The sequence below is a fragment of the Microbacterium saccharophilum genome, from assembly GCF_007992455.1.
Lineage (GTDB): Bacteria > Actinomycetota > Actinomycetes > Actinomycetales > Microbacteriaceae > Microbacterium > Microbacterium saccharophilum.
In genome coordinates this window covers 17,556-40,226 of sequence record NZ_BKAH01000012.1, presented here as the reverse complement: position 1 = coordinate 40,226, position 22,671 = coordinate 17,556, and the positions used below count along the sequence as shown (strand labels likewise).

General features: G+C 68.7%; 28 protein-coding genes, 1 tRNA gene and 1 pseudogene. 13 read left to right on the top strand and 17 right to left on the bottom strand.

Going from position 1 to position 22,671, the window contains the following annotated elements:
* The first annotated feature begins 197 nt into the window (after positions 1 to 197).
* The 6 genes from MSA03_RS11595 to MSA03_RS11575 all read left to right on the top strand — a co-directional run bounded on the left by MSA03_RS11595 (position 198) and on the right by MSA03_RS11575 (position 2,994).
* Complete coding sequence (locus MSA03_RS11595) at positions 198 to 485, top strand: helix-turn-helix domain-containing protein (RefSeq protein ID WP_147051120.1); 288 nt, start codon at positions 198 to 200, stop codon at positions 483 to 485.
* 73 nt (positions 486 to 558) lie between these two features.
* On the top strand, positions 559 to 1,293 hold the full coding sequence (locus MSA03_RS11590; protein ID WP_147051119.1) for a hypothetical protein: 735 nt from the start codon (positions 559 to 561) through the stop codon (positions 1,291 to 1,293).
* Positions 1,294 to 1,331: 38 nt separating this feature from the next.
* Positions 1,332 to 1,481 (top strand): hypothetical protein, encoded by a 150-nt coding sequence (locus MSA03_RS14370; protein WP_170245497.1) that lies wholly within the window; start codon positions 1,332 to 1,334, stop codon positions 1,479 to 1,481.
* Positions 1,478 to 1,954, top strand: coding sequence for a hypothetical protein (locus MSA03_RS11585; RefSeq protein ID WP_147051118.1), 477 nt, complete (start codon positions 1,478 to 1,480; stop codon positions 1,952 to 1,954). Before MSA03_RS14370 ends, MSA03_RS11585 begins: the two co-directional genes overlap by 4 nt.
* Before the next feature lie 11 nt (positions 1,955 to 1,965).
* Complete coding sequence (locus MSA03_RS11580) at positions 1,966 to 2,334, top strand: hypothetical protein (RefSeq protein WP_147051117.1); 369 nt, start codon at positions 1,966 to 1,968, stop codon at positions 2,332 to 2,334.
* Positions 2,335 to 2,463: 129 nt separating this feature from the next.
* Positions 2,464 to 2,994, top strand: a complete 531-nt coding sequence (locus MSA03_RS11575; protein ID WP_147051116.1) for a very short patch repair endonuclease — start codon at positions 2,464 to 2,466, stop codon at positions 2,992 to 2,994.
* A 68-nt stretch (positions 2,995 to 3,062) separates the two neighbouring features.
* Here the strand turns inward: MSA03_RS11575 and MSA03_RS11570 are convergent, their stop codons facing one another.
* From MSA03_RS11570 to MSA03_RS11560, 3 genes are all read right to left on the bottom strand, one after another.
* Positions 3,063 to 4,040, bottom strand: coding sequence for a DNA cytosine methyltransferase (locus tag MSA03_RS11570; RefSeq protein ID WP_147051115.1), 978 nt, complete (start codon positions 4,038 to 4,040; stop codon positions 3,063 to 3,065).
* A gap of 35 nt (positions 4,041 to 4,075) precedes the next feature.
* The gene (locus MSA03_RS11565) at positions 4,076 to 4,978 is read right to left on the bottom strand and encodes a PDDEXK family nuclease (protein WP_147051114.1); all 903 of its coding nucleotides are present in this window, start codon (positions 4,976 to 4,978) and stop codon (positions 4,076 to 4,078) included.
* Positions 4,979 to 5,081: 103 nt separating this feature from the next.
* Positions 5,082 to 5,798 (bottom strand): hypothetical protein, encoded by a 717-nt coding sequence (locus MSA03_RS11560; RefSeq protein WP_147051113.1) that lies wholly within the window; start codon positions 5,796 to 5,798, stop codon positions 5,082 to 5,084.
* Between the two features lie 264 nt (positions 5,799 to 6,062).
* On the opposite strand from MSA03_RS11560, the gene MSA03_RS11555 reads away from it, so the two are divergent.
* From MSA03_RS11555 to MSA03_RS11540, 4 genes are all read left to right on the top strand, one after another.
* The gene (locus MSA03_RS11555) at positions 6,063 to 6,749 is read left to right on the top strand and encodes a hypothetical protein (protein ID WP_147051112.1); all 687 of its coding nucleotides are present in this window, start codon (positions 6,063 to 6,065) and stop codon (positions 6,747 to 6,749) included.
* Entirely contained in the window at positions 6,746 to 7,438 is a 693-nt protein-coding gene (locus MSA03_RS11550; protein ID WP_147051111.1) for a hypothetical protein, read from the top strand. Before MSA03_RS11555 ends, MSA03_RS11550 begins: the two co-directional genes overlap by 4 nt.
* A 13-nt stretch (positions 7,439 to 7,451) precedes the next feature.
* Complete coding sequence (locus MSA03_RS11545) at positions 7,452 to 7,850, top strand: hypothetical protein (RefSeq protein ID WP_147051110.1); 399 nt, start codon at positions 7,452 to 7,454, stop codon at positions 7,848 to 7,850.
* Positions 7,851 to 7,939: 89 nt separating this feature from the next.
* Complete coding sequence (locus tag MSA03_RS11540) at positions 7,940 to 8,248, top strand: hypothetical protein (protein ID WP_147051109.1); 309 nt, start codon at positions 7,940 to 7,942, stop codon at positions 8,246 to 8,248.
* A 99-nt stretch (positions 8,249 to 8,347) separates the two neighbouring features.
* Here the strand turns inward: MSA03_RS11540 and MSA03_RS11535 are convergent, their stop codons facing one another.
* The 5 genes and pseudogenes from MSA03_RS11535 to MSA03_RS11515 all read right to left on the bottom strand — a co-directional run bounded on the left by MSA03_RS11535 (position 8,348) and on the right by MSA03_RS11515 (position 10,944).
* On the bottom strand, positions 8,348 to 8,917 hold the full coding sequence (locus MSA03_RS11535; protein ID WP_147051108.1) for a zinc finger domain-containing protein: 570 nt from the start codon (positions 8,915 to 8,917) through the stop codon (positions 8,348 to 8,350).
* A 38-nt stretch (positions 8,918 to 8,955) separates the two neighbouring features.
* A complete protein-coding gene (locus tag MSA03_RS11530; protein ID WP_147051107.1) occupies positions 8,956 to 9,450 on the bottom strand; it encodes a hypothetical protein in 495 nt (164 codons plus the stop codon).
* 87 nt (positions 9,451 to 9,537) lie between these two features.
* Positions 9,538 to 9,825, bottom strand: coding sequence for a hypothetical protein (locus MSA03_RS11525; protein WP_147051106.1), 288 nt, complete (start codon positions 9,823 to 9,825; stop codon positions 9,538 to 9,540).
* 464 nt (positions 9,826 to 10,289) lie between these two features.
* A tRNA-Tyr gene (locus MSA03_RS11520) sits at positions 10,290 to 10,371 on the bottom strand.
* A 74-nt stretch (positions 10,372 to 10,445) separates the two neighbouring features.
* Positions 10,446 to 10,944 (bottom strand): annotated as a pseudogene (locus tag MSA03_RS11515) (FBP domain-containing protein).
* A 78-nt stretch (positions 10,945 to 11,022) separates the two neighbouring features.
* Here MSA03_RS11515 and MSA03_RS11510 point away from each other — a divergent pair.
* Positions 11,023 to 11,511 carry a YajQ family cyclic di-GMP-binding protein gene (locus MSA03_RS11510; protein ID WP_028496948.1) on the top strand — a complete coding sequence of 163 codons (489 nt, stop codon included), beginning with the start codon at positions 11,023 to 11,025 and terminating at the stop codon, positions 11,509 to 11,511.
* A 7-nt stretch (positions 11,512 to 11,518) separates the two neighbouring features.
* On the opposite strand, the gene MSA03_RS11505 is transcribed toward MSA03_RS11510, so the two are convergent.
* From MSA03_RS11505 to MSA03_RS11475, 7 genes are all read right to left on the bottom strand, one after another.
* Positions 11,519 to 11,809, bottom strand: a complete 291-nt coding sequence (locus tag MSA03_RS11505) for a hypothetical protein (RefSeq protein WP_147051105.1) — start codon at positions 11,807 to 11,809, stop codon at positions 11,519 to 11,521.
* A 51-nt stretch (positions 11,810 to 11,860) separates the two neighbouring features.
* Positions 11,861 to 12,829: an alpha/beta hydrolase gene (locus MSA03_RS11500; protein ID WP_147051104.1), complete on the bottom strand. Its 969-nt coding sequence runs from the start codon at positions 12,827 to 12,829 to the stop codon at positions 11,861 to 11,863.
* A 142-nt stretch (positions 12,830 to 12,971) separates the two neighbouring features.
* Positions 12,972 to 13,811: a type IV toxin-antitoxin system AbiEi family antitoxin domain-containing protein gene (locus tag MSA03_RS11495; RefSeq protein WP_147051103.1), complete on the bottom strand. Its 840-nt coding sequence runs from the start codon at positions 13,809 to 13,811 to the stop codon at positions 12,972 to 12,974.
* Positions 13,812 to 14,043: 232 nt separating this feature from the next.
* A complete protein-coding gene (locus MSA03_RS11490; RefSeq protein WP_147051102.1) occupies positions 14,044 to 15,417 on the bottom strand; it encodes an FAD-dependent oxidoreductase in 1,374 nt (457 codons plus the stop codon).
* Between the two features lie 39 nt (positions 15,418 to 15,456).
* Positions 15,457 to 16,467, bottom strand: a complete 1,011-nt coding sequence (locus MSA03_RS11485; protein WP_092896883.1) for a polyprenyl synthetase family protein — start codon at positions 16,465 to 16,467, stop codon at positions 15,457 to 15,459.
* 118 nt (positions 16,468 to 16,585) lie between these two features.
* On the bottom strand, positions 16,586 to 17,305 hold the full coding sequence (locus MSA03_RS11480) for a class I SAM-dependent methyltransferase (RefSeq protein ID WP_028496954.1): 720 nt from the start codon (positions 17,303 to 17,305) through the stop codon (positions 16,586 to 16,588).
* Entirely contained in the window at positions 17,298 to 17,840 is a 543-nt protein-coding gene (locus MSA03_RS11475) for a DUF402 domain-containing protein (RefSeq protein ID WP_147051101.1), read from the bottom strand. The genes MSA03_RS11480 and MSA03_RS11475 overlap by 8 nt, the downstream gene beginning before the upstream one ends.
* Positions 17,841 to 17,901: 61 nt before the next feature.
* On the opposite strand from MSA03_RS11475, the gene MSA03_RS11470 reads away from it, so the two are divergent.
* The gene (locus MSA03_RS11470) at positions 17,902 to 19,170 is read left to right on the top strand and encodes an isochorismate synthase (protein WP_147051100.1); all 1,269 of its coding nucleotides are present in this window, start codon (positions 17,902 to 17,904) and stop codon (positions 19,168 to 19,170) included.
* A 19-nt stretch (positions 19,171 to 19,189) separates the two neighbouring features.
* On the top strand, positions 19,190 to 19,951 hold the full coding sequence (locus MSA03_RS11465) for a class I SAM-dependent methyltransferase (RefSeq protein ID WP_147051099.1): 762 nt from the start codon (positions 19,190 to 19,192) through the stop codon (positions 19,949 to 19,951).
* A 16-nt stretch (positions 19,952 to 19,967) separates the two neighbouring features.
* On the opposite strand, the gene MSA03_RS11460 is transcribed toward MSA03_RS11465, so the two are convergent.
* Both MSA03_RS11460 and menD read right to left on the bottom strand, forming a co-directional pair.
* Positions 19,968 to 20,831 carry a polyphosphate kinase 2 family protein gene (locus MSA03_RS11460; RefSeq protein ID WP_147051098.1) on the bottom strand — a complete coding sequence of 288 codons (864 nt, stop codon included), beginning with the start codon at positions 20,829 to 20,831 and terminating at the stop codon, positions 19,968 to 19,970.
* Between the two features lie 24 nt (positions 20,832 to 20,855).
* The gene (gene menD / locus MSA03_RS11455) at positions 20,856 to 22,670 is read right to left on the bottom strand and encodes a 2-succinyl-5-enolpyruvyl-6-hydroxy-3-cyclohexene-1-carboxylic-acid synthase (protein ID WP_147051097.1); all 1,815 of its coding nucleotides are present in this window, start codon (positions 22,668 to 22,670) and stop codon (positions 20,856 to 20,858) included.
* Position 22,671: the final 1 nt, after the last annotated feature.

Sequence of the window (22,671 nt, the reverse complement as noted above, 5' to 3'; positions counted from 1 at the left end):
TAGGAGCAACCGAACAACACCCTAAGACACGCAGCGACACGCGCAGAGATCACCGTGCATCTACGTCTCACCGCTGTGCTACGTTCGAAGCAGTCGACGAGCACAGCGGGTCTGGTTCGAAGACAGAAACGACAACGGCGGGCCGTCTCAGTTTCGAAGATCGCATCCATGTGAATCCTCGAAAGGACGGCCCGTTCGTGGCTCTCAACGACAACACTCAGCCCGCCAGCACGAAGAACGACGAGCGCATGACGCTCGACCGCGCGCTCTCCCGCACGCATCTCACCATCGATGAGACGTGCCACGTGCTCAACATCAGCCGCCCGCTCGCGTATCGACACGCGAAGGCAGGCGACACGTTCCCCGTCATCAAGATCGGCAACGTCTACCGCGTGCCCGTCATCCCGCTGCTGCGCTGGATGGGCATCACGCAAGCCGACGAAGACGCTCTGCGCGCTCGACTCGCTGCATCGATCTCAGCGTGAACTCGACCCTCTATGTCTGTCGATCGCGTCACTCGCATCGTCAGACGACTCATCTGAACGAAGGGAGCGAGACGTGGGCTACAAGACTGCCGAGCGCATGAAGACCGCGCTGCGCGATGTCGACGTCACGCGCGCCGAGCGAGCCGTACTGGTCGAGATGTCGTATGCCGTCGCGGACGACTCGACGATCTACTCGTGGGGACACGCGCGACTCGCTGACGTTCTCGGCAAGGCGCCTGGCTCGATCGCAGCGAAGTCGGCGCTCTCGCAGCGCATCATCCCGTCGCTGATCGCGAAGCGACTCATCACGAAGACGTCAGACGCGTATCGGGGTCACAACGCCGAGTACGAACTGACCGTGCTGTGCGATCTCGAAATGGGTAGCGGTCGAGACGAATGGGTAGCGGTTTCGAACGAAATGGGTAGCGGTTCTGAAGACGAATGGGTAGCGGTTTCAGACGAGATGGGTAGCGCTCAGACCGCTACCCCACTAACTACTCACTATCTCTTCACCAACACACACACTCACGATGCTGATGACGAGCAGATGATCGTCGATCGCTCTTCGTCTTCGGCTCACGATCTCGACGACTCGACGATCGTCACCGAACTCATCGAGACAGCCACCGACGAGCAGATCGAGACTCTGAGCGATCTCTACTCTCAGCGTCTCGGCGCGCCCACGCCTCAGCGATACGTCGAGCAGTGGCGCACGATCTCGCGTGCTGACGCTCACGAGCGCATCGAGCGCTGGCAGCAGCGTCTCGTCGAAGACCGCACAACTGAATACCGCGTCGCTCACGTCTGACGACGTCGACGACATCGACCACATCGAAAGGAACGACCGTGACCCTCATTCAGATCAACACCCCCAAGATCAACCCGCAGGAACGCTCATGGCGTGACTGCACGAGCGAGATCGCTGCAGCACTGCGCGATCTGTCGTCGATGCTCGCTCGACTGACCGAGTCTGCGAAGAACGGAGAGCAGCCGTGAGCATCGAACGCCACTGGACGTCGGAAGAGATCGCTGCTGTCGAGATCGTCGCTCAGCGTGAAGGGCTGCTGATCGCGTGGCCTGGCACGGTCACTTCGTACGGGCAGATTCACGAAGCGATGCGCCGCGAGTTCGGCCCCGCGAAGCGGTTCGGCTGCGGGAACCCTGCGTGCTCGAACATGGCGACCGACTACGCGCTGATCGGCGAGTACACGCACGTGACCGTGCACGCGGGCATCGTGAAGCGTTACGCGCCTGACGCGCTGCTGCTGTGGCCGCTGTGTCGCTCGTGCAACGGGCGTCTCGCTGGGGCTGGCTCGTGGCAGACGTGCTCTCGCGGTCACGATCGCGCGAAGACGGGCACGATCGCGACGCAGTGCGCTGAGTGTCGTCGCGCGATGAACCGTGCGCGTGATGCGCGTCGTGCTGCTGCTCGTGCTGCAGCGACAACCCTGAATGAGATGGAGAACTGAGAGTGAACGACATGACCACTGCCCGATCCGGCGACGCACTGCTCGACGCGCTCGACGCGCTCGAAGAGTCGACGACGCATCTGCTGCTCGACGCCGCGCCTGTCAGCGACGACATCGATGCTCGCATCTCGACGCGCACCGTCGTCGACGTCGACCTGAGCGATGCCGTCGACCCCGCTCGCGTACTCGCAGCAGCAGTCGAGTGTGCTCACGCTGCTGGCGCTGTGCTCGCGCTGTACTTCGACACGACGATCGAAGCGAGCAACGCGCGACGTCTCGCTCGTGATCTGCCGCGCGATCTCGACGTCGTGCTGCGCGTCTGCACGAGCGACCCCGAAGTGCTTCACGAGGGCGTACTGCAGCACCGGCTGCACAACTGAGCGTGTGAGGCGCGCGCGATCTCAGTGGCCGCGCGCGTCTTCCGCTCATCAGACATCTGTTCTGCTCTCAGATGCGCGCCTATCGGAACGCGGATCGACGCATGAATCTGGAGGAACTAGCCTTCAAGCGTGGTCGACTCATGGGCGTCGAGCGAGCATGCACGGCGCACAATGCGCGCCAATCGTTCGAAGAACACCGCTCCCGAACTTGCCGTGCGCTCGTTGCTGCACGCACGAGGGCTTCGTTACCGCACGAACTATCGCCCCGAACGCTCACTGCGACGAAGTGCCGACATCGTGTTTACCCGGCGGCGCATCGCCGTCTTCGTAGACGGGTGCTTCTGGCACGGATGCCCCGAGCATCTGGCGATGCCGAAATCGAACGTCGACTACTGGGTGTCGAAGATCGAGCGCAACCGTGATCGCGATCGAGAGACCAATGAACTACTCCGCGACGCGGGATGGACCGTACTCCGATTCTGGGAGCACGAGAGTCCCGCCGACGTTGCGGACGCTGTTACTGCCGCGGTCGCGAGCGCTCAGCCAATCACCGGCAGATCGCAGAAGCGGCATACCCAGGCGCGCGCTTCCGGGACGCAGCGAGTCCCGCAAGCGGGGCAGTCTGGATCCGACGCGACCACGTCGTCGTCGAGTGACTGAGTGCCCATGCAATCGACGCTAGACCGCGCGCGCTTGGCCCGCGCGACTATCCACAGGCGGTGTGTGGATCAGGCGGCGGCGACGGCCTCGCTCGCTTCGAGCGCTTCGAGGAGATCGAGCAGATGCGCGCCGATCGCTTCCCCGAGATTGACAGGGACTGCGTTGCCGATCTGTCGCCCTTGAATAGTCTTCGGCCCGCACAGCGCCCAGTCATCGGGGAACGACTGCAGTCGCGCCGCCTCGCGCACCGTCAACTGACGCGGCAGCGTCGGATGAATCGGCGGGTGGAAGCCGGCGAGATGATCCCCATTCGGCCCGTACCCGCCACCAGCGCGAATCGTGAGCGACGGCTTGTTCGCGTCTAGTCGTGCCCGTCGATAGTTCGGATCGCTCTCGCCGGGTGCGAGTTCGTTCCAGCGCTCGACGACGTGCTCGGCGTGCCGATTTGCGACGTGGCTGAACTGGGGATCATCAGGGAGCGACGCGAGATCGCTGATCGCGTCCCAGACGGTCGGCTGGGCGTCAGCGGTCGTCGGCGTCGGGAGAGAAGCCTCACCATCGAGAACACCGATGACGACAAGACGTCGGCGAGCCTGCGGCACACCGTAATCGGCGGCGTTCAGCACGCCGTACGCGAAGTTGTAGCCCTGACGCTCCAACTCATCCATGATCCCGCTGAGATGATCTCCGTTGCGGCGGTGAGTCAGAGCGCTGACGTTTTCGAGCACGACTGCACGCGGGCGAACTTCACTGACGACGCGCATGTACTCGCGCCAAAGGAAGTTGCGCGGGTCGTTCGGGTCGCCCTTCCCCGCAGTGCTGAATCCCTGGCACGGCGGCCCGCCAACGACGACATCAGCACCCGCGTACGGGGTCGCATCGAAGTTACGAATGTCGTCACAGACGACGTTCCAGTCGGGCCGATTGTGCGTAAGCGTCTGACACGCGACAGGGTCGTTGTCGACGCATACGACCGGCTCCCAGCCCGCTCGCTCGAACCCGAGATCGAGTCCTCCCCCGCCGCTGAAGAGTGAGACGTATCGCATGTCTTAGAGAGTAGATCGAACCCCTGACATCGCGCTCATCGCAACGCCGCATCGATCGCTGACTCGTACGCACCCATGGGTGGAAGGTTCGTAACGCCGATGAACGCCTGCGCGATCTGCACAACACTCGTCGTCAGGCGGCCCGTCTGCACGAGCGGTGCGGGGGCGCCGATCGGGGCGTTCAGCCAGTCCGGGTCGTACGACAGGAACGTCACCGCGCCGGGCGTGAGCGGGTACGGGGGAAGTTGCTGACCATTTCCGATCAAGCGATCCATGATCCGGTCGTAGACCGGCTTCGGCGTCACGAAGAACAGCCCACCCTGGCACTTTCTCTCGCGCTGAAGCACGTTCCCCTTGTAGATCACCTGCGGGAGAATTCGCTTGCTCACGTTCTCCCAGTTGAACGCTGCGCCGCTCTCCGCGATCTGTCGACCGTTGCGCAGCGCGGCGATCGAGTCGCGATAGTTGCCCGTTGTGTCGATGGTCTGCACTTCGATCGCAACGAAGCGATCAAGCCCGCTCGGGAGGACGAGCGCGAGAATCCAGTCGACGAAGTACGAGCCGCTGCCGCTGCGCTGCGGCAGTCGTAACTCACCGCCCCAGCGCTTGCCGAATACGCCGACGACCGGCCCGTTCGTGGCGATCGCGCGACGGTGAGCACTCGGCCCGGCGACGAGGTCGAGTCCCGGCCCGAACGCGATCTCTGCGACGTCACGCAGAATCTTGTAGTCGTCGCCGTACAAGCGATTCGGACAACAGACGACGCCGTCGCGAGTCGACTGCTTCAGGGAGCAGACGCCTGAGACGAGACCGTCGCGGAACACCTTCTCGCACTTGTCGTCGATGAACGGGCAGTATTCCAGATCGGCAGCGGCCTCAGCAGCGGGCGAGCGATCGCCAGTTCTGTATCCGAACCAATCGACGACGGTGACAGCCACCCGCTCATCGTGGCATCAAGCGGCCCGCAGTCGGTAGCGCGCCACGCGGCCATTCGGCCGGCCGGCCGACGCGAACGCCAAAGAGATGCGAGCAAGACGTGCGTTAGCCCAGTCCCTGCTCGCGCTGCCACTCTTCCTCCGCCAGCACTTGACGATAGGCGTTGTCGATCGCATCCCCGATGGATGCTGCGAGCGTCGACGACTCTTCGTTCCACGCGTTCGATGCTCCGTAACTGCCAACCTCACGCATCAAATCGAGCAGCACCTTGCGCTGCACGCTCGGCACGCTCACGCCTGCTTCGAGAATGTACGTAGCGTGCTCCACGGCGTACGACAGATGATCGATCGCCTCCATCGCATTGACCACGTAGCGGCGCAGCGATGAATCAGGGATGAGTAGAGACGCGTCCTCGACGTCGTTTCGCTTCGCTCGATCTACCGAGTACCCCCACATGTCGGGCGACTGCAGATCGAACGAGTCGCGGATCACACGGAGTCGCGTGAGCAGAAAGCGCGCCGCTGCACGCCCTTCGTCTTCCCGAATCTTGCCGCGCTCGAAGTCCCAGGCCGCCCTGGTGCTCGCTTCCTGCCGGTCGAGCGCGGCTTGAAGTTCCTTCGACGCGTGTTCCTGATCGTCAGCACGAGTCTTGTCCGCTCGCTTCTGATCTTCGGCGCGAATGTCGTCGGATCGCTTCTGCTCTTTGGCCCGCACGTCGTCGTCGCGCTTCATCGTGGCGTAGGCGACGACAGCAGACACTAGCCCCGCGACGAGCGCCGCGACGATCACTCCCCACGCTGCTCCCCATGCGGCGGCGTCCATGATCGCTCCCAGAAGTCAGCCCGGCGACGAGAGTGCCAGGCAGAAGGACAGTTCCTGCCCACGCTAGCCGAGCGCTGCCCACGCGAGCGAGATCGATCTCATGGGCAGAAGATGCGTTCGATGAGCAACGCAGCGCACAAACTGGCGCACGAATGGACCCGCTCATACGCATTCATGCATTGATATTCCGCGCTTTTCGGGTGAACAAGTTAGCTGTTCAGATGTCAGATCCCCAGTGTCAAAGCACGCGCTTAGGCTTGCGATATGACCACTCCGATCGAGAGAAGTGCAACACCGAAAGGCGCGATGATCGAAGATGCGTCCGATGTCACTGCGACCGTGGGGCGCGGCGGCGATCGTCGCTCAGCGCGAGCACGCATCGAGAACGCGCAGCGAGCAGAGCGTGCGCTGCGTCTGCGCATCGCAGGCATGCCGGTGCACAAGATCGCCGAGCAGATCGGGATGACGCCTGACGCGACGAAGACGCTGATCTCGCGTCAGATCAAGCGTCTGCCTGCGACGGCGGCTGAAGAACTGCGCAAGGTGCAGGACGAGCGTCTGAATCTGTTGTTCGCGTCGACGGTGCAGAGCATCAATCGTGGCGACGGTGCGCCCGCGATCAGCGCTGGTGCGCGTGTCATCGCTGAGCAGAATCGTCTGCACGGTCTTGATCAGCCGCAGGGCGACGACAGTGCTGTCGTCGAGTTCACGACGAATCTCACGCTGTGGCGCGGCGGCATGAGTCGCGATCTCGCGCTCGAAGACACCGTGCTCGCGCTCGTGAAGCACGTCGCGACGCTCACTGCAGCGTTGACTGCTGCGGGCGTCGATGCGACTGCTGGCCCGATTCTGAGCGACGACGAAGTGCCTGTGCTCGTCGCTGACCGACCCGGAGATCAACTGACTGAGTCGTCTGACTCAACCGATGAAAGGAAGCACGAACCCTCATGAGCACGCACACCGACGCATTCGGTCGACTCGCTGTCGATCTCGAAGTCGCCCGCACATTCACGAACCCGCAGTTCAACGACGACGCGAACACGAAGGAGCGCGCGACGCGAGTCGACGCTGCGTTCGCGCAGTTCGCGAAGACGCGCCCGAACGTGCCCGCCGTGCCCGATCGTGCAGCGCTCGTCGCTGCAGCGTCTGCGCCGCGCACCGCTGACGACGTCGCACGCGTGCAGCACGAGCAGACGAAGGTGCGCGCACTGCTCGACGCTGGTCAGCCGATCAGCAGCGTTCTCGCGAACGGTGACGCGACGCGTGCGCTCGCGATCGCAGACATGGCAGAGACGCTGCCTGAAGTGATGAAGAACAGCGACGGTTCGCTGCTGCGCGAGATTCGTGAGGCTGCTGCTGATCGTCTCGCTGATCTCGGCGTCGAAGAGTTCGCTGCTGTTGCACGAGCGAACAGCGAGAACGGTCTGAACGCTGCATGGGCGCGTGTCTATGACGAGGTCGCGCAGACGCGGCAGTCGCCGAGCATCGAGTCGCTGATGGGCGTGTTCAACGCTGGCGGCGCTGACGAGTACGCAGCGATCGCTCCCGCTCTGCAGGGCAGCGCTGGCGCATTCCAGTTCGTCGACTCGCTCGATCGCGGCGCTGCTCGGCGAGTTGATCGCGCAGCGCTGATCTGGTGACGATCTGATGACGATGAGCGCCGACGAGCGACGTGCCGCGAACGCTGCGCGCATGCGCGCTCGTCGGGCTGCTCAGTCGTCTGAGGATCGTGCTCGTCGCGCTGAGTACGAGCGTGACCGGTACGCGCGGATGAGCGCTGCAGCGAAGTCTGATCTGCTGGCGAAGCGGACAGCGCGGTATCGCGCGCTCGACGATGCGGCGAAGACGCGGCTGTTGCAGATGCAGGCTGATGGTGATCGTCGACGTCGTGACCTGGCAGAGCGTGAGCGTCGTGCTGCTGCGCGCGAGTCGACGATCGCTGTGCTCGCTGCGCGTGAGATCGCGCCGTCGCGTGCCGAGATCGCCGTCGCGCTGACAGCGGCTGATCTGCTCGACGCTGCTCGCGCTCGCGTCGAAGGGATGCACGGCTGATGGGCGCGCTGGCCGACGAGCAGCGCGCTGCGCGACGTGCTCGCGCTCGGGAGAGAGCGCGTGATCTGCGCGACGGGGAGGGTGCTGTGGTGATCGATGCTCTGATGGAGGCCGAGATCGTGGCGACGCTCGCGCCGACGATGGGTCAGCGCGTGGTCGACGACTATCTCGATCGGGTGACTGACCGTGCTCGCATCGAGCGGGTGAACGAGACGCGTGATCGTGTGATCGGTGAGCGTGCTGCGTACGTTGCTGATCTGCGTGCTCGACGCGATGCGGCGTGGGCTGCTGATCGTGCGCGTCGTGATGCCCTCGTGCCACGAAACCCTGATCTCGTGCCTGCGCGCGGTGACGAACGCGTCTACTCGCTGCGGCAGAACGCGCGTCGCCCCGGTTGAGCGTGCTGGGCCGCGCGAGGTTCGCGTCTCCCGCGTGTTCCCGCGTTCAACGTCTGCGGATGAGGGGTCGCAGCGCGGACGCGGCAGATCGACGTCATGTCATGCGGGCGCGAGACGTCCGACGTGATTCTTCGAGGGGTTGCCAGTTCGTGTGCGACAGACGTCGTCGACTGCTGCGCCGCAGCGTGGACAGTCGCGTGAGAGGTCTTGCGTCTGTCGCAGTTGAGCCTCGTACTCGCGATAGAAGTCTTCGGTCGAGACGTCAGCCCCAGCCGCGACGAGATCGCGCACTTCCTGCGGGTTCTCATCAATCGCTTGAAGCCATGCGCTCGGCATCTGCGGCAGCACTCCGAAGCGCTGAAACATCGCACGAATGAACTCTCGCTGGGTGCGCGGGCCACCGACGCCAGCGTTCAGCAGTTGGTGCCCGTCAGCCCTGAGCCGCGCGATCGCGTGAATCTCGGCGAAGTCCAGCGCTGCTTGATCGTCGAAGTGCCCGAGCACTGTCTTCGTGAAGTTCTCGACGCCGTGCTCAGCGATCGCCTGCTTGAAGTAGTCTCCGCTGCCGAGATAGTTCGCGACGCTGTCAGCATCGGTCTTGCTCGACTGCCCGACATAGAGCACGCCGTCGATCTCGCTGCGAGTGACGTACAGATAGCCAATCGTCACGGACTCTCCCTCGGTTGTCTCAGACAGACGGTATCGCGTCAGTCGAGCGTGACCGGGCTGTGATGCTGCTCGCCGTTCTGTCGAGTCCAGTGCAACTCAACGGTGATCTGCGACGCCGACCCCATGTGTCGAAGCCAGTGCAACGACATCGACTCACCCGGTCGCATCGTCTCCGTCTGCGGCTTCACGAAGCGGAAGTGCTCACGCTCGGCGTGCTCATCGTCGATCTTGATGCTCACGTCGCTGATCGGCTCGTCGCCACCGAGCATGAACTTGTACGAACGGCTGCTCTTGTCACGCGACGTCGACATGGTCCACGGATTGCGATACCGCTCACGCTCAGCACGTTCGAGAGCGTTCTGCTCTTCGATCGCTGCAGCGATGCGCTCAGACGCTGCCGCAGCGCGCTCTTCGTGCTGCTGCGCTTCACCGGCTGACTCTCGCGCGTCGATGCGTGCGCGTCGCGCTTCCCATGCCTGCCAACCTGCGACGAGCGCAGCGATCACAGCGACGCCTGTCGCGATCCATTCCATGAGAGCGAAGTTACCGACTCGCTCCGACATCGCTGCGCGCGGCTCTGGCGGCTCGGCGCGTCGCGGTGCAGCGCTGATGCGCTCGCGTCAATCGGTCGCGGCAGACGAGCGCTCAGCGCGGGTGGCAGCGCTCCGCACGCGACTCATGCGGCGCACGCGATCGAGATGATCGAGATGCGGCCACCGCTCGACGTCGCCGCTGTCGCGACGCACGACGATCCACGCGCCGCCCCGCTCGACGATGCCCTGCGCTGCGAGATCAGCGACGCTCTGCAGCGTCACGAGACACGCGCCGTCGTCAGCCCAGCCGTCTACAGCGACCGGCTCGTCGTACTCGCGAGCGACGATCTCGCGGCACTCATCGAACGTCAGCATCTCGGCTCTCTCGTGTCTGCGTCTGTTGTGCAGTTGTGCAGCGTGACGCGATCTCATGAGCGTGACGGGCGACGTCGCAGCCCGTCAAGACGCGACGTCGTCAGAGCGCGCGCTGAGCCGCGCGAGGCCGTCGTCTGCCGCGTCCGATCGACGATCGTGAGCGCTGATCAACCCGCGCGACCTCGACCGCTCAGACCAGCGCTGAGCGTCATCAGCACGAGGGAAGAGCCGCTGCGAGTGACCAACTCTCAGCGGCTCTTCAAAGCGTGACCCTCTACGTCTCGCGCCCTCAGAGTAGACCAGCGCTGCGACGCTGAGATCGACACGCGCTGCTCTGCGTGCACACCGAGCGTGCGAATCAGTGCACTGTGCAATTGGTGCACAAATCGAAGCAGAAAGCCCTCCCCGAGACTCGCTGGGGAGGGCTTGCTTTACTCTGAAAATCGCTGATCAGAGCGGGTTTGTGGCGAGTGAGGGATTCGAACCCCCGAAGTCTAAGACGGCTGATTTACAGTCAGATCCCTTTGGCCGCTTGGGTAACTCGCCCGGGTGCGCACCCGCCCGGCTTGTGCAGTCGACCGGAGGCGCGATCATCCATATTACCTGCCGCGGCGGGCCGCTCAAACCACGCGTTCCGCCCCTGCTGCGACGCGCTCCACGAACGACTCCACGCGGCGTCGCGTGCCGTCGATGCGACGGTCGACGGAGGCGCGGATCTCGTTGGGTGCCAGCGGCGCCGCGAGCCGCACGTTCTCGTGGCAGGAGAGGTCCGCGCAGACGTACGTGCCGACGCTGTCGCCGCGGATGCCGGCATCCCCCGCCCGGCGCGCGGTGAACAGCGCGACCTGGTCGCCGGGCTGCATCGTGTGGCAGATGTTGCACAGCGCGGGTCTGCCGTGCCCGGAGCCGTCGGTCGCCCGCAGGACGATGCCCGTCACCAAACCGCCGAGCTCCGTCAGCACATAGCCGCGACCGCGCGTGCGGGTCGCGCCAGGCGAGGAAGTCGAGGTGATCCCAGTCGACGAGGGGGAAGTCCAGCGGAACGGCGAGCCGCTCCTGTTCGTCCGGCGATGCGTTCACGAGTGCCGCGCGCACCTGCTCTTCGGTCAGGGCCTGCATCCCGACAGTCTACGAACCCACGGGCGGGTGGGGTCGGGGTCGCGCCCCGGCAGGGGGGTCCCGGCTAGAATCGGCGCCATGGCTGACAGCTCCTTCGACATCGTGTCCAAGATCGACCGCCAGGAGGCGGACAACGCCCTCAACCAGGCCCGCAAGGAGGTCGAGCAGCGCTACGACTTCAAGGGCACCGACGCGTCCATCGAGTGGAGCGGCGAAGCCATCCTCATCAAGGCGAACAGCGAGGAGCGCGCCAAGGCCGTCCTCGACGTCTTCCAGTCCAAGCTCATCAAGCGCGGCATCTCCCTGAAGAGCCTCGAGACGGGCGACCCGGTCGCCGGCGGCAAGGAGTACAGGATCACCTCCACGCTCAAGGAGGGGATCTCGCAGGAGATCGCGAAGAAGATCGGGAAGATCATCCGCGACGAGGGACCGAAGTCGGTCAAGTCGCAGATCCAGGGCGACGAGCTGCGCGTGCAGTCCAAGAGCCGCGACGACCTGCAGGAAGTGCAGCGCCTACTGAAGGCGGCCGACCTCGACGTCGACCTGCAGTTCACGAACTACCGCTGAGCCGGGCTCAGACCGGCATCCGCTCCCAGTCGACCTCGACGGCGGGCGGGTCCGCCCGCGACACCCGCGCCGGGAGCACCATGCCCGGCCGCGGCCAGCGACTGCGCGGGAACACGGCATCCATGGCCATCGTCACGGGTTCGCGCTCCGGCGCCGTCACGCGCACCTCCAGCCGGCACTCCTGGTAGCGGCCGCGCCGCGCGGGCTCGGATGCCGTGAGCACCTCCACCTCGCCGCGCACCGCTCCCGCGAGCGGGTCGCCGGTCACCCGCTCGAGCCACTCCGAGGTGTCGTCCATCAGGGCCTCCTGCGTCGTCTTCAGCCTACGGGCGCGGCGGCGGACGATCAGTCAGTCGAGGGTGCCGGCGGTGAGCCAGCGCCGCAGCTGCGTGAAGGCGGCGGCACGCGGCTCAGGAGCCGAGAGGAAGACGTCGTGGATGGCGCCCTCGATGCGGGCGATCGAGACATCGCGGCCGATCCGGGTGGCCGCCCGCGCGATGTCATCCACCATGAGCACGGCATCCGCCGACGTCATGTGCTCGCCCCAGGAGAACGGGTTCGTGGACGTCGTCGACAGCAGCACGAACGCGGGACAGCCGACGTCGACGCCGGTCGCGATGCGGGAATGCCCGGCGATGACGGCCGCGAGCCAGCCCGGGTGCGTGGCGAACCCGCGCTCCGGCCGCCATGCCTCGGGCCCATTCGGGTGGGTGCCGAGCTCGCGCTGCGCGCGGCTGTAGAAGCCGAGATCGACGCCGGGATGCGGCCCGAGCGGGTCGATGCGCGCCCGAGCCTGCACGAGCGGGGCGAGCGCCTGCCGCGCGAACGCCCCGGTCTGCAGTTCGAGCCATGGGCTGTTCAGCACGAGAGCGGATGCCACGCCGGGATGCCGCGCGGCCCACAGGGTGAGCGTGAGCCCCCCGGTGGAGTGGCCCATCAGCACGAGGCGGCGCCGGTCCCGGCCGGGCATCGCGTCGAGCGCGGCCTCGATGTCGGCGTCGTACTCGTCGAGCGACGTGACGTATCCGGGCCGCTGTCCCTCGCGGAGGCTCCGCCCGTAGCGCCGCAGGTCGAGGGCATGGAAGCGCGCGCCGAGCCGATTCCAGAATCGTGCGAGGTCGGTCTGGAAGAAGTAGTCCGACCAGCCGTGCACGTAGAGCACGTCGACATCCCCGAGCGGCTGCAGAGCGGATGCCAGGGGGTTCGGCATCCGGCGCACCAGCGTGGCGACGAGGTCGCCGCTGCCGTCGTCGTCCAGCGGGAGGGTGCGCTGCCGGAACGAGCCACCGAGGATGTCGGGACCCCACGCGGACGCCATGGCGCCAGCCTATCCGGGAGGCGTCCGCTTCAGCCCCTCCCTACCCAGCCGCGCCCTCGGCTCGCGGCGTCGCTCCGGGACGCCTCGGGAGGAGATGACGCGTAGGGAGGTCGAGTTCGGCGTTTTCCGTCCTCCGCTGGTGTCATCTCCTCCCGGGAGCCCGGTGAAGTCCCTGCGCGACCGCGCGCATGATCAGCTCCTGGACCTCCGGCCATCCGTCGATGACCTGCCCGTACCCGACGCGGATGACGTGGTATCCGAGCAGCATGAGGGCGGCGTCGTGCGCGTTGTCCTCTGCGCGCTGCGCTCCGACGTGGTGCCCGCCGTCGACCTGCAGGACGAGGCGGTCGCCGATGAGCAGGTCGACGCGGTGCCCGTGGATCCAGATCTGGCGCCGCAGCGGCAGGCCGAGCCAGAGCAGCCTCGGGACGACGAGCGTCTCGAGCCCGGAGTCGAACCACACCTCGGCCTCGTCGAGCAGTCGCCGAGCGGATGCCGGGAGTGCGAGGCGGCCGAGGAGCTCCGGCCGCACGAGACCTTTCTGCAGCGCGGACTCCCAGACCGCCAGTGCGCATTCGAACGGCTGACACGCCGCGATCGCGGCCAGCACGTTCTCGATGGGATCCGCGAGCGCATCCGGATGCCGCGGCACGACGGGGCGTGCCCAGTGGACCAGGGCCGTCGCCGTCGGCGCCCGGCCGGCGTGCGCCGGCGCCGCGACATGGCACCGGGCATCGTCGGCGAGCACCCACAGCCCGAGGCGGCGGGCCTGCGTGACGCACGTGAGGACGACGTTGCTGCGCGCGCAGGAGACCAGGAGCGCATCGGCATCCGGTGTCGCCACCCAGCCGCGCTTCACGCGCACGAGGTGACCTCGTTGCACGAGGCGCTCGACCTCGCGGCGCCCGACGCCCCTGTGGTTCAGCGTGCTCGTTCGCGCGACGCCACCGCGACTGCGCACCTGGGCCACGGCATCCGGCATCCCTCCAGGGTGGCTGCGGCGCGGGTTGCGCGCGGCGCCAGCCGGGCATCCGTGGCGAAACCGCCGCATCCACCGCCTGGGGAGGAACCTGCGACGCGGCGCTCGGGAGGAGATGTGCGCTGCGGAGGTCGGATCCGGCCAATTCGACCTCCGAGAGGACATCTCCTCCCGAGCGCCGGATGCCGGAGGCCGGGCGGCAAGCCCGACGCACCGCGCCCGGGCCCGCGCCCGGCTACTCGCCCCGGGAGACCCGGACCATCTCGTCGCGGTCGACGACCTTGACGCGCGCGCGCTCCTGCGGGGCGCCGAGCCCGACCTCGTGCTCGTCGAGGCGGTGCCAGCCCGCGAGGTCGGTCCAGCGCACGCCGCGCGACGCGAGGAGGGCCGGGATCGCCTCCTCCGACGGGTCCACGGGCTGCCACCATGACCCCTGGTCGTTGATGAGGTGGCGGATCGTCTCCATCGCGTCGGACTTCGTGTGGCCGATGAGGCCGACCGGTCCCCGCTTGATCCAGCCGGTGGCGTAGACGCCCGGCACGCGCTCGTTGGAGTCCTTGCGCAGCACCTGGCCCTCGTGGTTCGGGATGACGCCGTGGCGCTTGTCGAACGGGACGCCGGGCAGCGGCGAGCCGAAGTAGCCGACGGCGCGGTACAGCGACTGGACCGGGACCTCGCGGAGCTCGCCGGTTCCGACGACGCCGCCCTCCCCGTCGGGTCGCGTGCGCTCGTACACGAGCGCCGCCACGCGTCCGTCGGCATCCTTCTTCACTTCGACGGGCTTCGCGTAGAAGTGCAGGTGCAGGCGGCGGCTGGCCTCGCCGCCGGCGTTGTTGACGCTCGGGCGCTGGCGCCACGACTGCAGTACGCGGTCGATGACCATGACCTGCTTGTTCGATGCGATCGCCGCGCGGGACGCCTCGTCGTAGTCGAAGTCCTCGTCGTAGACGACCATGTCGACGTCGCGGAGCTCGCCGAGCTCCCGCAGCTCGAGGGGCGTGAACTTCACCTGGGCGGGGCCCCGGCGGCCGAAGACGTGCACGTCGGTGACCGGCGATGCCTTGAGGCCCTCGAAGACGTTGTCCGGGATCTCGGTGGGCAGCAGGTCCTCGGGGTGCTTCGCGAGCATGCGGGCGACGTCCAGCGCGACGTTGCCGTTGCCGAGCACCGCGACGGATGCCGCATCCAGCGGCCACTCGCGCGGGAAGTCGGGGTGCCCGTCGTACCAGCTGACGAAGTCGGCCGCACCGTACGACCCCGCCGCGTCGATGCCGGCGATGTCGAGGTCGGCGTCGCGGATCGCTCCGGTGGCGAAGATGGCGGCGTGGTAGTGCTGCTTGAGGTCGTCGAGGGTGATGTCCTCGCCGAAGCGCACGTTGCCGAAGATGCGGATGTCACCGCGGTCGAGCACATCCCGGAGCGCCGTGATGATGCCCTTGATGCGCGGGTGGTCGGGCGCGACGCCGTAGCGGACGAGCCCGTACGGGGCGGGCAGCTGGTCGAAGAGGTCGATCGACACGTCGAACTTCCGCTCCGCCTTCAGCAGGATGTCCGCGGCGTAGATGCCGGCGGGTCCGGCGCCGACGATGGCCAGCCTGAGCTTGGTCATGGGGTCCTTCCGAGGGTGGTGCCGGGCGAGCGCCCGATGTCAGCTGGAGCGGTCGACGACGACGCGCGAGAAGCGCGTCAGAGCATCGCGCACGGGTCCGTCCGGCAGTGGTGCGAGCGCCGCGATGGCCTGCTCGGACCACTCGACCGCGAGGCGACGGGTCGCCTCGGTCGCGGCATGGTCGCGCAGGCGACCGAGAGCGTCGTCCAGGATCGCGGGGTCGGCGCCGTCGGCTATGCGGGCGACGCCGTCGTCGATCGTCGCCTTGAGTTCACGGGATGCCGGGTCGGCGGCGCGGCCGAGGAGGAGATAGGGCATCGTCGGGACGCCGGCGCGCAGATCGGTGCCGGGAACCTTCCCGGTCTCCTCGGGATCCGCCGACAGGTCGATGACGTCGTCGAGGAGCTGGAAGGCGACGCCGACCTTCTCGCCGAACTCCAGCACGGCGTGCTCGTACTCGTCCGGCGCTCCGGAGAAGACGACGCCGGCCTGGGCGGCGGCGGCGATGAGCGACCCGGTCTTGTCGGCAAGCACCTGGATGTAGAAGTCGACGGGGTCATCCCCCGCCTGCGCCCCGACGGTCTCGTGCATCTGGCCGAGCACGAGGCGCTCGAAGGTATCGGCCTGCATGCGGATGGCCCGCTCGCCGATCTGCGCCATGAGCTGGCTCGCCCGGGAGAACAGCAGGTCGCCGGTGAGGATCGCGACGCTGTTGCCCCACACGGCGTGCGCGCTGGGGACCCCGCGACGCACGTCGGCGCCGTCCATGACGTCGTCGTGGTACAGCGATCCGAGATGGGTCATCTCGAGGGCCGCCGCTCCGGAGATGACGTCGTCGTTCACGCCGCCCCCGAGCTGGGAGGTGAGGAGGGTCAGCATGGGGCGGAGGCGCTTGCCGCCCGCCTCGTACAGGTAGCGGGTCGTCGCGTCGGCGAGCGCGTCGCTCACGCGCAGCTCGACGGCGAGGGTGTCCTCGACGCGCGTGAGGCCGGCCTCCACGATGTTCGCGAGTTTCCGCATCCGCGGGCCCACGAAGATGCGCTCGGTCATGCCGAGGCTGCTGGCCAGCTGCGAGCTGGACGCATGGGATCGCGGGGTCACCCTCACAGCCTACCGGGGTGCGCGCAGGCCCGGTCTGCCGGAACGGGTCTGCGGCGGGGTGCGCCGTTCAGCCGCGCGGGCGGTGCGCGCGGTGCAGCGCGACGATGCCGAATGACAGGTCGCGGTGGGCGACGTCGACCCAGCCGGCATCCCGGATCCATCCGGAGAGCGTGGCCTGGTCGGGCCAGTCGCGGATCGACTCGTTGAGGTAGTCGTAGGCGTCCGCGTTGGAGCTGACGCCGCGGGCGACGAGGGGCAGGATGCGGTCGTTGTAGAAGCGGTACAGCGCGCGGAACCCGGAGCGCGGCGGGTGCGAGAACTCGCAGATCACGAGCTTGCCGCCCGGCGCCGTCACGCGCAGCAGCTCGGCGAGCGCCTTCTGCGGGTCGTTGACGTTGCGCAGGCCGAACGAGATCGTGACGGTGTCGAACTCGCCGTCCGCGAACGGCAGGTTCGTGGCGTCCGCCTCGACGAAACGCAGGTTCGGGATGCCGCCGTGCCGGCGCCGCCCCTCCGCGATCATGCCGGGCGAGAAGTCTGCGGCGACGACCTCCGCGCCGCTGCGGGCGAGGGAGACCGAACTGGCGCCGGTGCCGGCGGCGAGGTCGAGGATCTTCTGACCGGGCCTGGGGGCGATCGCGCGGGTCGTGGCGATGCGCCACAGCCGGTCGTTGCCGAGGCTCAGGACCGTGTTGGTGCGGTCGTATCCGGCGGCGACCTCGTCGAACATGCCGCTGACGCGTGCGGGGTCTTTGCCGAGATCGGCGCGATGCGGCTGTTCAGTCACCGTTCGAGTCTATGTCGGCCAGCACCGCGAGCCAGCGGGCGGCGGTGGCATCGTCGAACGGTGCGACGCCGGCCGTGACCTGCGCCTCGAGGTCGAGCGCGACGTGCTCGAGGCGTGCGACGACCTCGGCCGGGTAGCCGTACCGCACGCGGTGCTCGTCCCATTCGTCGCGATCGTCGATGAAGATGCCGCGTTCGTCGAGCGCCTTCACGACGTCGAGGTCCATGTCGATGCCCACCGGTTCGCCGGCCTCCCACCCCACGCCCCACGCGACGTCGATGTAGATCCACACGCGCGGGTGGCTGAGGTTGAAGGTCGCCGCGTACTCGCCGCCCGGCGGGATGAGCGTGACGTTCGGCCCCTCCGCCACGACGTCGCGGCCCGGGCGGGAGCTGCGCGCGCCGGCGCGCTGCCCGACCCAGTCGCCCCACTCATCGGCCCCGAGGTACACGCACTCGTGCACCCAGTGCGGGGAGCCGTTCCACTTGGTCCAGCGGAAGGCGAGCGGGCTGCCGGGGACGGGGCGATCGGTCACGGTGCGAGTCTGGCAGGTCGGCAGGAGCCCCGTCCGGCAGCGCCCCGGATAGGCTGGAGGGGTGAGTGACCCCTCGTTCAGCCGCGCACGGCTGCGGGCGGTGACCCGCCAGATCGATGCCGTCGAGGATCTACTCGAGTACGCATCGCCCCACGAACCCACGGTGTGGTCGCGCCGCGGCGACATGCTGGTCGGCATCGGCTCCGCGCTGGCCTTCACCGGCCGGCTCCGGCCGGAGGGCACGGAGCTGACCCGGTGGTGGCACGAGGTGACCGCCGCGGCCGAGATCGACGACCCCGTCCGGGTGCCCGGCACCGGGCTCGTGGCGTTCGGCGCGCTCCCGTTCGACCCCGAGTCGGCAGCGATGGCGTCCTTCACGGTGCCCGCGGTGATCCTCGGCCGCCGCGACGGTCGCAGCTGGGTCACCCGCATCCAGCAGGTCGACGGGGCAGAGACCCCCGCCGCCCTCCCGACGCCGACCCCCTACGGCCCGCACTGGTCCGCGACGGTGGGCCCCGGCACGCTGACGCCGGACGGGTATCAGGATGCCGTCCGCGCCGGCCTCGACGAGATCCGGGCCGGCGCCGTGAGCAAGGTCGTCCTCGCGCGCGACCTCGCCGGCACCGTCCCCGCCGGCTCCGACCTGCGCCGGCTCGTCCGCGCCCTCGCCGCCGCCTACCCCGACACGTGGACGTTCGCCGTCGATGGCCTCATCGGGGCGAGCCCCGAGACCCTCGTGACCGTCTCGGGCGGCACCGTCACGGCGCGCGTCCTCGCCGGCACGGTCGCCCGCGGTGCGGACGCCGACGCCGACACGGCGGCATCCGTCGCCCTCGCGACGAGCGCGAAGGACCTCGACGAGCACCAGTACGCCGTGCAGAGCGTGCTGGCCGCGCTCCGCCCGCACACGAGCGCCCTGGTCTCCGAGGAGCAGCCGTTCATGCTGAAGCTCCCCAATGTCTGGCATCTCGCGACGGACGTCGAGGGCGCCCTGGATGCGGGCGCGTCGGCGCTCGATCTGCTCGGCGCCCTGCACCCCACGGCCGCGGTCGCCGGCACCCCCACGCAGACCGCGATCGAGCTCATCCGGCGCCTCGAACCCTTCGACCGGGCGCGCTACGCAGGCCCGGTGGGCTGGATCGACGCACACGGCGACGGCGAGTGGGCGATCGCCCTGCGCTGCGCGCAGTTCGACCTGGAAACCGGCCGGAACGGCCGCATCCCGTTCACGGCGCACGCGGGCGCGGGCATCGTCGCCGGCAGCGATCCGGAGGCCGAGATGCTCGAGACCCGGGTGAAGTTCCGGCCCATCATCGACGCGCTGGCCTGACGGATCTAGACTCCCGGGCATGTCGTTCGCAGACGTCGCGGCCGGGGACTACGACCGGTTCATGGGCCGGTTCTCGGCGCCGCTGGCCGGCCTGTTCGCCGACTTCGCGGGCATCGCCGCACCGGCCCGCGCCCTCGACGTGGGCTGCGGGACCGGCGCCCTGACGCGCGTGCTCGCCGGACGGCTCGGACCTCACGCGGTCGCGGGCGTCGACCCGGCGGAGGGCTTCGTCGCGGCGGTGCGAGACCGCCTACCGGGCGTGGACGTCCGCGTCGCGGCGGCGGAGGACCTCCCGTTCGAGGACGACGCGTTCGACGCGACCCTCAGCGAGCTCGTCGTGCACTTCCTCTCCGACCCGGATGCCGCGTTCGCGGAGATTGTCCGCGTGACGCGCACCGGAGGCGTCGTGGCCGCGTGCGTATGGGACTTCGAGCACGACCGGGCACCGCACTCGGCCTTCCTGCGCGCCGTGCGGGAGAGCGTCGACCGCGCGCCGACACCCCGGCGACCCGGCACGTCCCGCGGCGATCTGGCGGCCCGGCTGACGGCGGCGGGATGCCGGGACGTCGCGGAGACGGAGCTGACGGTGACCGAGGGCCTCGACGACTTCGACGCCTGGTGGGAGGTGCATGCGCTGGGCATCGGGTCGACGGCGCGGATGCTGGACGGCCTCGACGATGCCGCGCTCGAGCGGGTGCGGATGCGCGCCTGGGAGCTCGTCGGCTCGGGCCCGATCACGACCGTCGCGACGGCGTGGGCGGCGCGCGGCACCGCTCCCTGACACCGCCGGCGAGGACTCAGCTCGCGGCGAGCCGCTGCTTCTCCGCCTCGACGTCGAAATCGGCGGCGGGCCACTGCGGATCGATGTCCTCCAGCGCCTGCAGCAGCAGAGCCTGCACCGCGACGCGCGCGTACCATTTCGCGTTCGCCGGCACCACGTGCCACGGCGCGTAGTCGGTCGAGGTGCGCTCGAACACCGTCTGATAGGCGTCCATGTACTGCGGCCAGCGGAGCCGCTCGTCGACGTCGCCGGGGTTGTACTTCCAGTGCTTGTCCGGCCGCTCCAGCCGCTCCATGAGGCGCGCCTTCTGCTCCTCCGGCGAGATGTGCAGCATGACCTTGATGATGCGGATCCCGCGCTCCACGAGCCGCGCCTCGAAGTCGTTGATGGCGTCGTACCGCCGCTCGATCTCGTCGGGCGGCGCGAGTTCGCGGACGCGCCCGATGAGCACGTCCTCGTAGTGCGACCGGTCGAAGACGCCGATGTAGCCCGGCGGCGGCACCTCCTTCTCGATGCGCCACAGGAAGTCGTGCGCGCGCTCCTCCTCGGTCGGCGCCTTGAACGCCTTCAGGTGAGCCCCCTGCGGGTCGGTCGCGCCGATGACGTGCCGGACGATGCCGCCTTTGCCCGCCGAGTCCATGGCCTGCAGGATCAGCAGCACCGCGGGGCTGTCGTCGATCACGCGGCTCTGCGCGAAGAGTCGCTCCTGCAGCTCGTCGAGCTCCGCAGCGCCGGCCTCCAGGTCGGCGGCGCCGTCCTTCTTGTCGCCGTCGTATCCGGGGGCGGAGTCGGCATCGACGTCGGCGAGGCGGAAGCCCTCCCCCACGCGCAGCAGCTCGCTCGGGTCGGCGGTCCACTCCGTCTGGCTCTTCGCGGTCATGGACACATCATGGCCGAGGGCAGGTCACCGGACCAGGGGAACCTCGATGATCTGGCGTCCGCCCACGGGGGCGGTGAGGGCCTGGTCGAGCGCCGCACGCGTCGTGACGCGCTGGTACTCCCACCCGTACGCCGTCGCGAGATGCTCGAGCCGCACCGCCTGCGGCGTGTAGAGCACGCGGTCCATCGCGTCGTGGGGGGCGACGGAGGCCACTTCGAGACCGTCGAAGATCGTGCCGCCGCCGTCGTTGCCGACGATCACCTGGATGCGGGGCTCACCCTCCCCCGGCGGGAGCAGCAGCGAGCCGACATCGTGCAGGAAGGCCAGGTCGCCGAGGAGCACCCGCGTGACACCGGGAACCCCGGCGGCACGGGCTGCCGCGGCGATGCCCATCGCGGTCGCGATGGTCCCGTCGATGCCGGCGAGGCCGCGGTTGGAGTGCACCGGCACCTTCTTGCCGCCGAGGAGCTGGTCGGCGACGCGCACGAGCCGGGAGGACGCGAAGACGAGCCGGTCGTGCGGCCAGGTCGCGCGCCACAGCGCGTCGACGAGGGCCGGCCGATCGAGAGGGGCGCGGATGACGTCGAGTTCGGCGGCGATCGCGCCGAGGCGCTCCGCCGGGACGGCGGAGGCGAGCGCGTCGGGGTCCGGTGCGGCGGGGCTGAGGTCGACGGCCGCGTCGCGCGAGGCGCGCATCCACGCGCCGAGCCAGTCCCGGTCGGTCTCGCCGGTCGCGGCGACGACGGCATCCACCGCGGTCGTCGCGCCGTTCAGGTTGAGCGGTTCGCCGGGGCCGCGGACGGCGAGCACGTCGACGTCGTCGCGGGAGAGCACGGCGACCGCTTCGCGGCTGAGGGTGGGATGCCCGAACACGACGGCACGTTCGATGCGGCCGCCGAGGTGCTCGTCGGCGAGGAGCGCGCGGTAGCCGTGCACGAGGTTCCGCCCGAAGCGGGAGCCGCTGACGATCTCCGCCACGAGCGGCCAGCCGCCGGCGTGGGCGAGTGCTTCGGCGGCCGGTCCCGCATCGGCGCCGGCGACGACGATCGTGCGCCGCCCGCGCGGCAGCACGTGCGGGTGATCCTCGGCGCCGGTCGGCTGGTCGGCTTCGCCGATGCCGCCGCCGCCCTGATAGAGCGCCCCGGACGGCTCCTGGCCCGCGGGATCGACGGCGAGGTCGGGCACGGAGTCGTCGTCCGCGGCGGAGACCGCGAGCTCGACGCCCGGCACCCCCAGCCACGGCGGGAGGGCGCCGGCCAGCGGCTCCCGGAACGGGAGGTTGAGGTGGACCGGCCCGGCGGACCGCGCGCCGGCGCCGAGCGCCGCCGCGAGCGCGTCGTCGGCCACGTGGCGGAGCATGGCGGACTGCTCGCCGGCGCCGTCCTCGTCGATCTCCTCCGGGACGGGCAGGTCGGTCTCCAGCCGCGTGTTCGGGGAGAACATGCCGGGCTGGCGGGTCGTCTGGTTCGCCCCGACACCGCGCAGCTCGGGCGGGCGGTCGGCCGTGAGGAGCAGCAGCGGGACGCCCGCGTGGTGGGCCTCCAGCGCCGCCGGCAGCAGGTTCGCGGCGGCGGTGCCCGAGGTGCACAGCACGACGGCCGGCATCCGGGACTCGCGGCCGATGCCGAGCGCGGTGAAGCCGGCGACGCGCTCGTCGATGCGCACATGCACGCGGACCACGCCGCGCGCCTCCAGCTCGGCGGCGACGAGCGCGAGCGCCTGGGAGCGCGATCCGGGGCTCACGACGATGTGCCGGACGCCGCGCTCGACGAGGCGGCCGAGCAGCGCGGCGGCGGCGTCGGTCGCGGGGGCGCGGTCGGCGCGCGCGGTGACGGTCATC

Excerpts from the sequence above, each read along its gene's own strand:
- MSA03_RS11580 (WP_147051117.1), top strand. The coding sequence starts at position 1,966 with ATGACCACTGCCCGATCCGGCGACGCACTGCTCGACGCGCTCGACGCG.
- MSA03_RS11570 (WP_147051115.1), bottom strand. The coding sequence starts at position 4,040 with ATGCGATACGTCTCACTCTTCAGCGGCGGGGGAGGACTCGATCTCGGG.
- MSA03_RS11560 (WP_147051113.1), bottom strand. The coding sequence starts at position 5,798 with ATGGACGCCGCCGCATGGGGAGCAGCGTGGGGAGTGATCGTCGCGGCG.
- MSA03_RS11555 (WP_147051112.1), top strand. The coding sequence starts at position 6,063 with ATGACCACTCCGATCGAGAGAAGTGCAACACCGAAAGGCGCGATGATC.
- MSA03_RS11550 (WP_147051111.1), top strand. The coding sequence starts at position 6,746 with ATGAGCACGCACACCGACGCATTCGGTCGACTCGCTGTCGATCTCGAA.
- MSA03_RS11545 (WP_147051110.1), top strand. The coding sequence starts at position 7,452 with ATGAGCGCCGACGAGCGACGTGCCGCGAACGCTGCGCGCATGCGCGCT.
- MSA03_RS11530 (WP_147051107.1), bottom strand. The coding sequence starts at position 9,450 with ATGGAATGGATCGCGACAGGCGTCGCTGTGATCGCTGCGCTCGTCGCA.
- MSA03_RS11525 (WP_147051106.1), bottom strand. The coding sequence starts at position 9,825 with ATGCTGACGTTCGATGAGTGCCGCGAGATCGTCGCTCGCGAGTACGAC.
- MSA03_RS11510 (WP_028496948.1), top strand. The coding sequence starts at position 11,023 with ATGGCTGACAGCTCCTTCGACATCGTGTCCAAGATCGACCGCCAGGAG.
- MSA03_RS11505 (WP_147051105.1), bottom strand. The coding sequence starts at position 11,809 with ATGGACGACACCTCGGAGTGGCTCGAGCGGGTGACCGGCGACCCGCTC.
- MSA03_RS11500 (WP_147051104.1), bottom strand. The coding sequence starts at position 12,829 with ATGGCGTCCGCGTGGGGTCCCGACATCCTCGGTGGCTCGTTCCGGCAG.
- MSA03_RS11495 (WP_147051103.1), bottom strand. The coding sequence starts at position 13,811 with ATGCCGGATGCCGTGGCCCAGGTGCGCAGTCGCGGTGGCGTCGCGCGA.
- MSA03_RS11490 (WP_147051102.1), bottom strand. The coding sequence starts at position 15,417 with ATGACCAAGCTCAGGCTGGCCATCGTCGGCGCCGGACCCGCCGGCATC.
- MSA03_RS11485 (WP_092896883.1), bottom strand. The coding sequence starts at position 16,467 with ATGACCGAGCGCATCTTCGTGGGCCCGCGGATGCGGAAACTCGCGAAC.
- MSA03_RS11465 (WP_147051099.1), top strand. The coding sequence starts at position 19,190 with ATGTCGTTCGCAGACGTCGCGGCCGGGGACTACGACCGGTTCATGGGC.
- MSA03_RS11460 (WP_147051098.1), bottom strand. The coding sequence starts at position 20,831 with ATGACCGCGAAGAGCCAGACGGAGTGGACCGCCGACCCGAGCGAGCTG.
- menD (WP_147051097.1), bottom strand. The coding sequence starts at position 22,670 with ATGACCGTCACCGCGCGCGCCGACCGCGCCCCCGCGACCGACGCCGCC.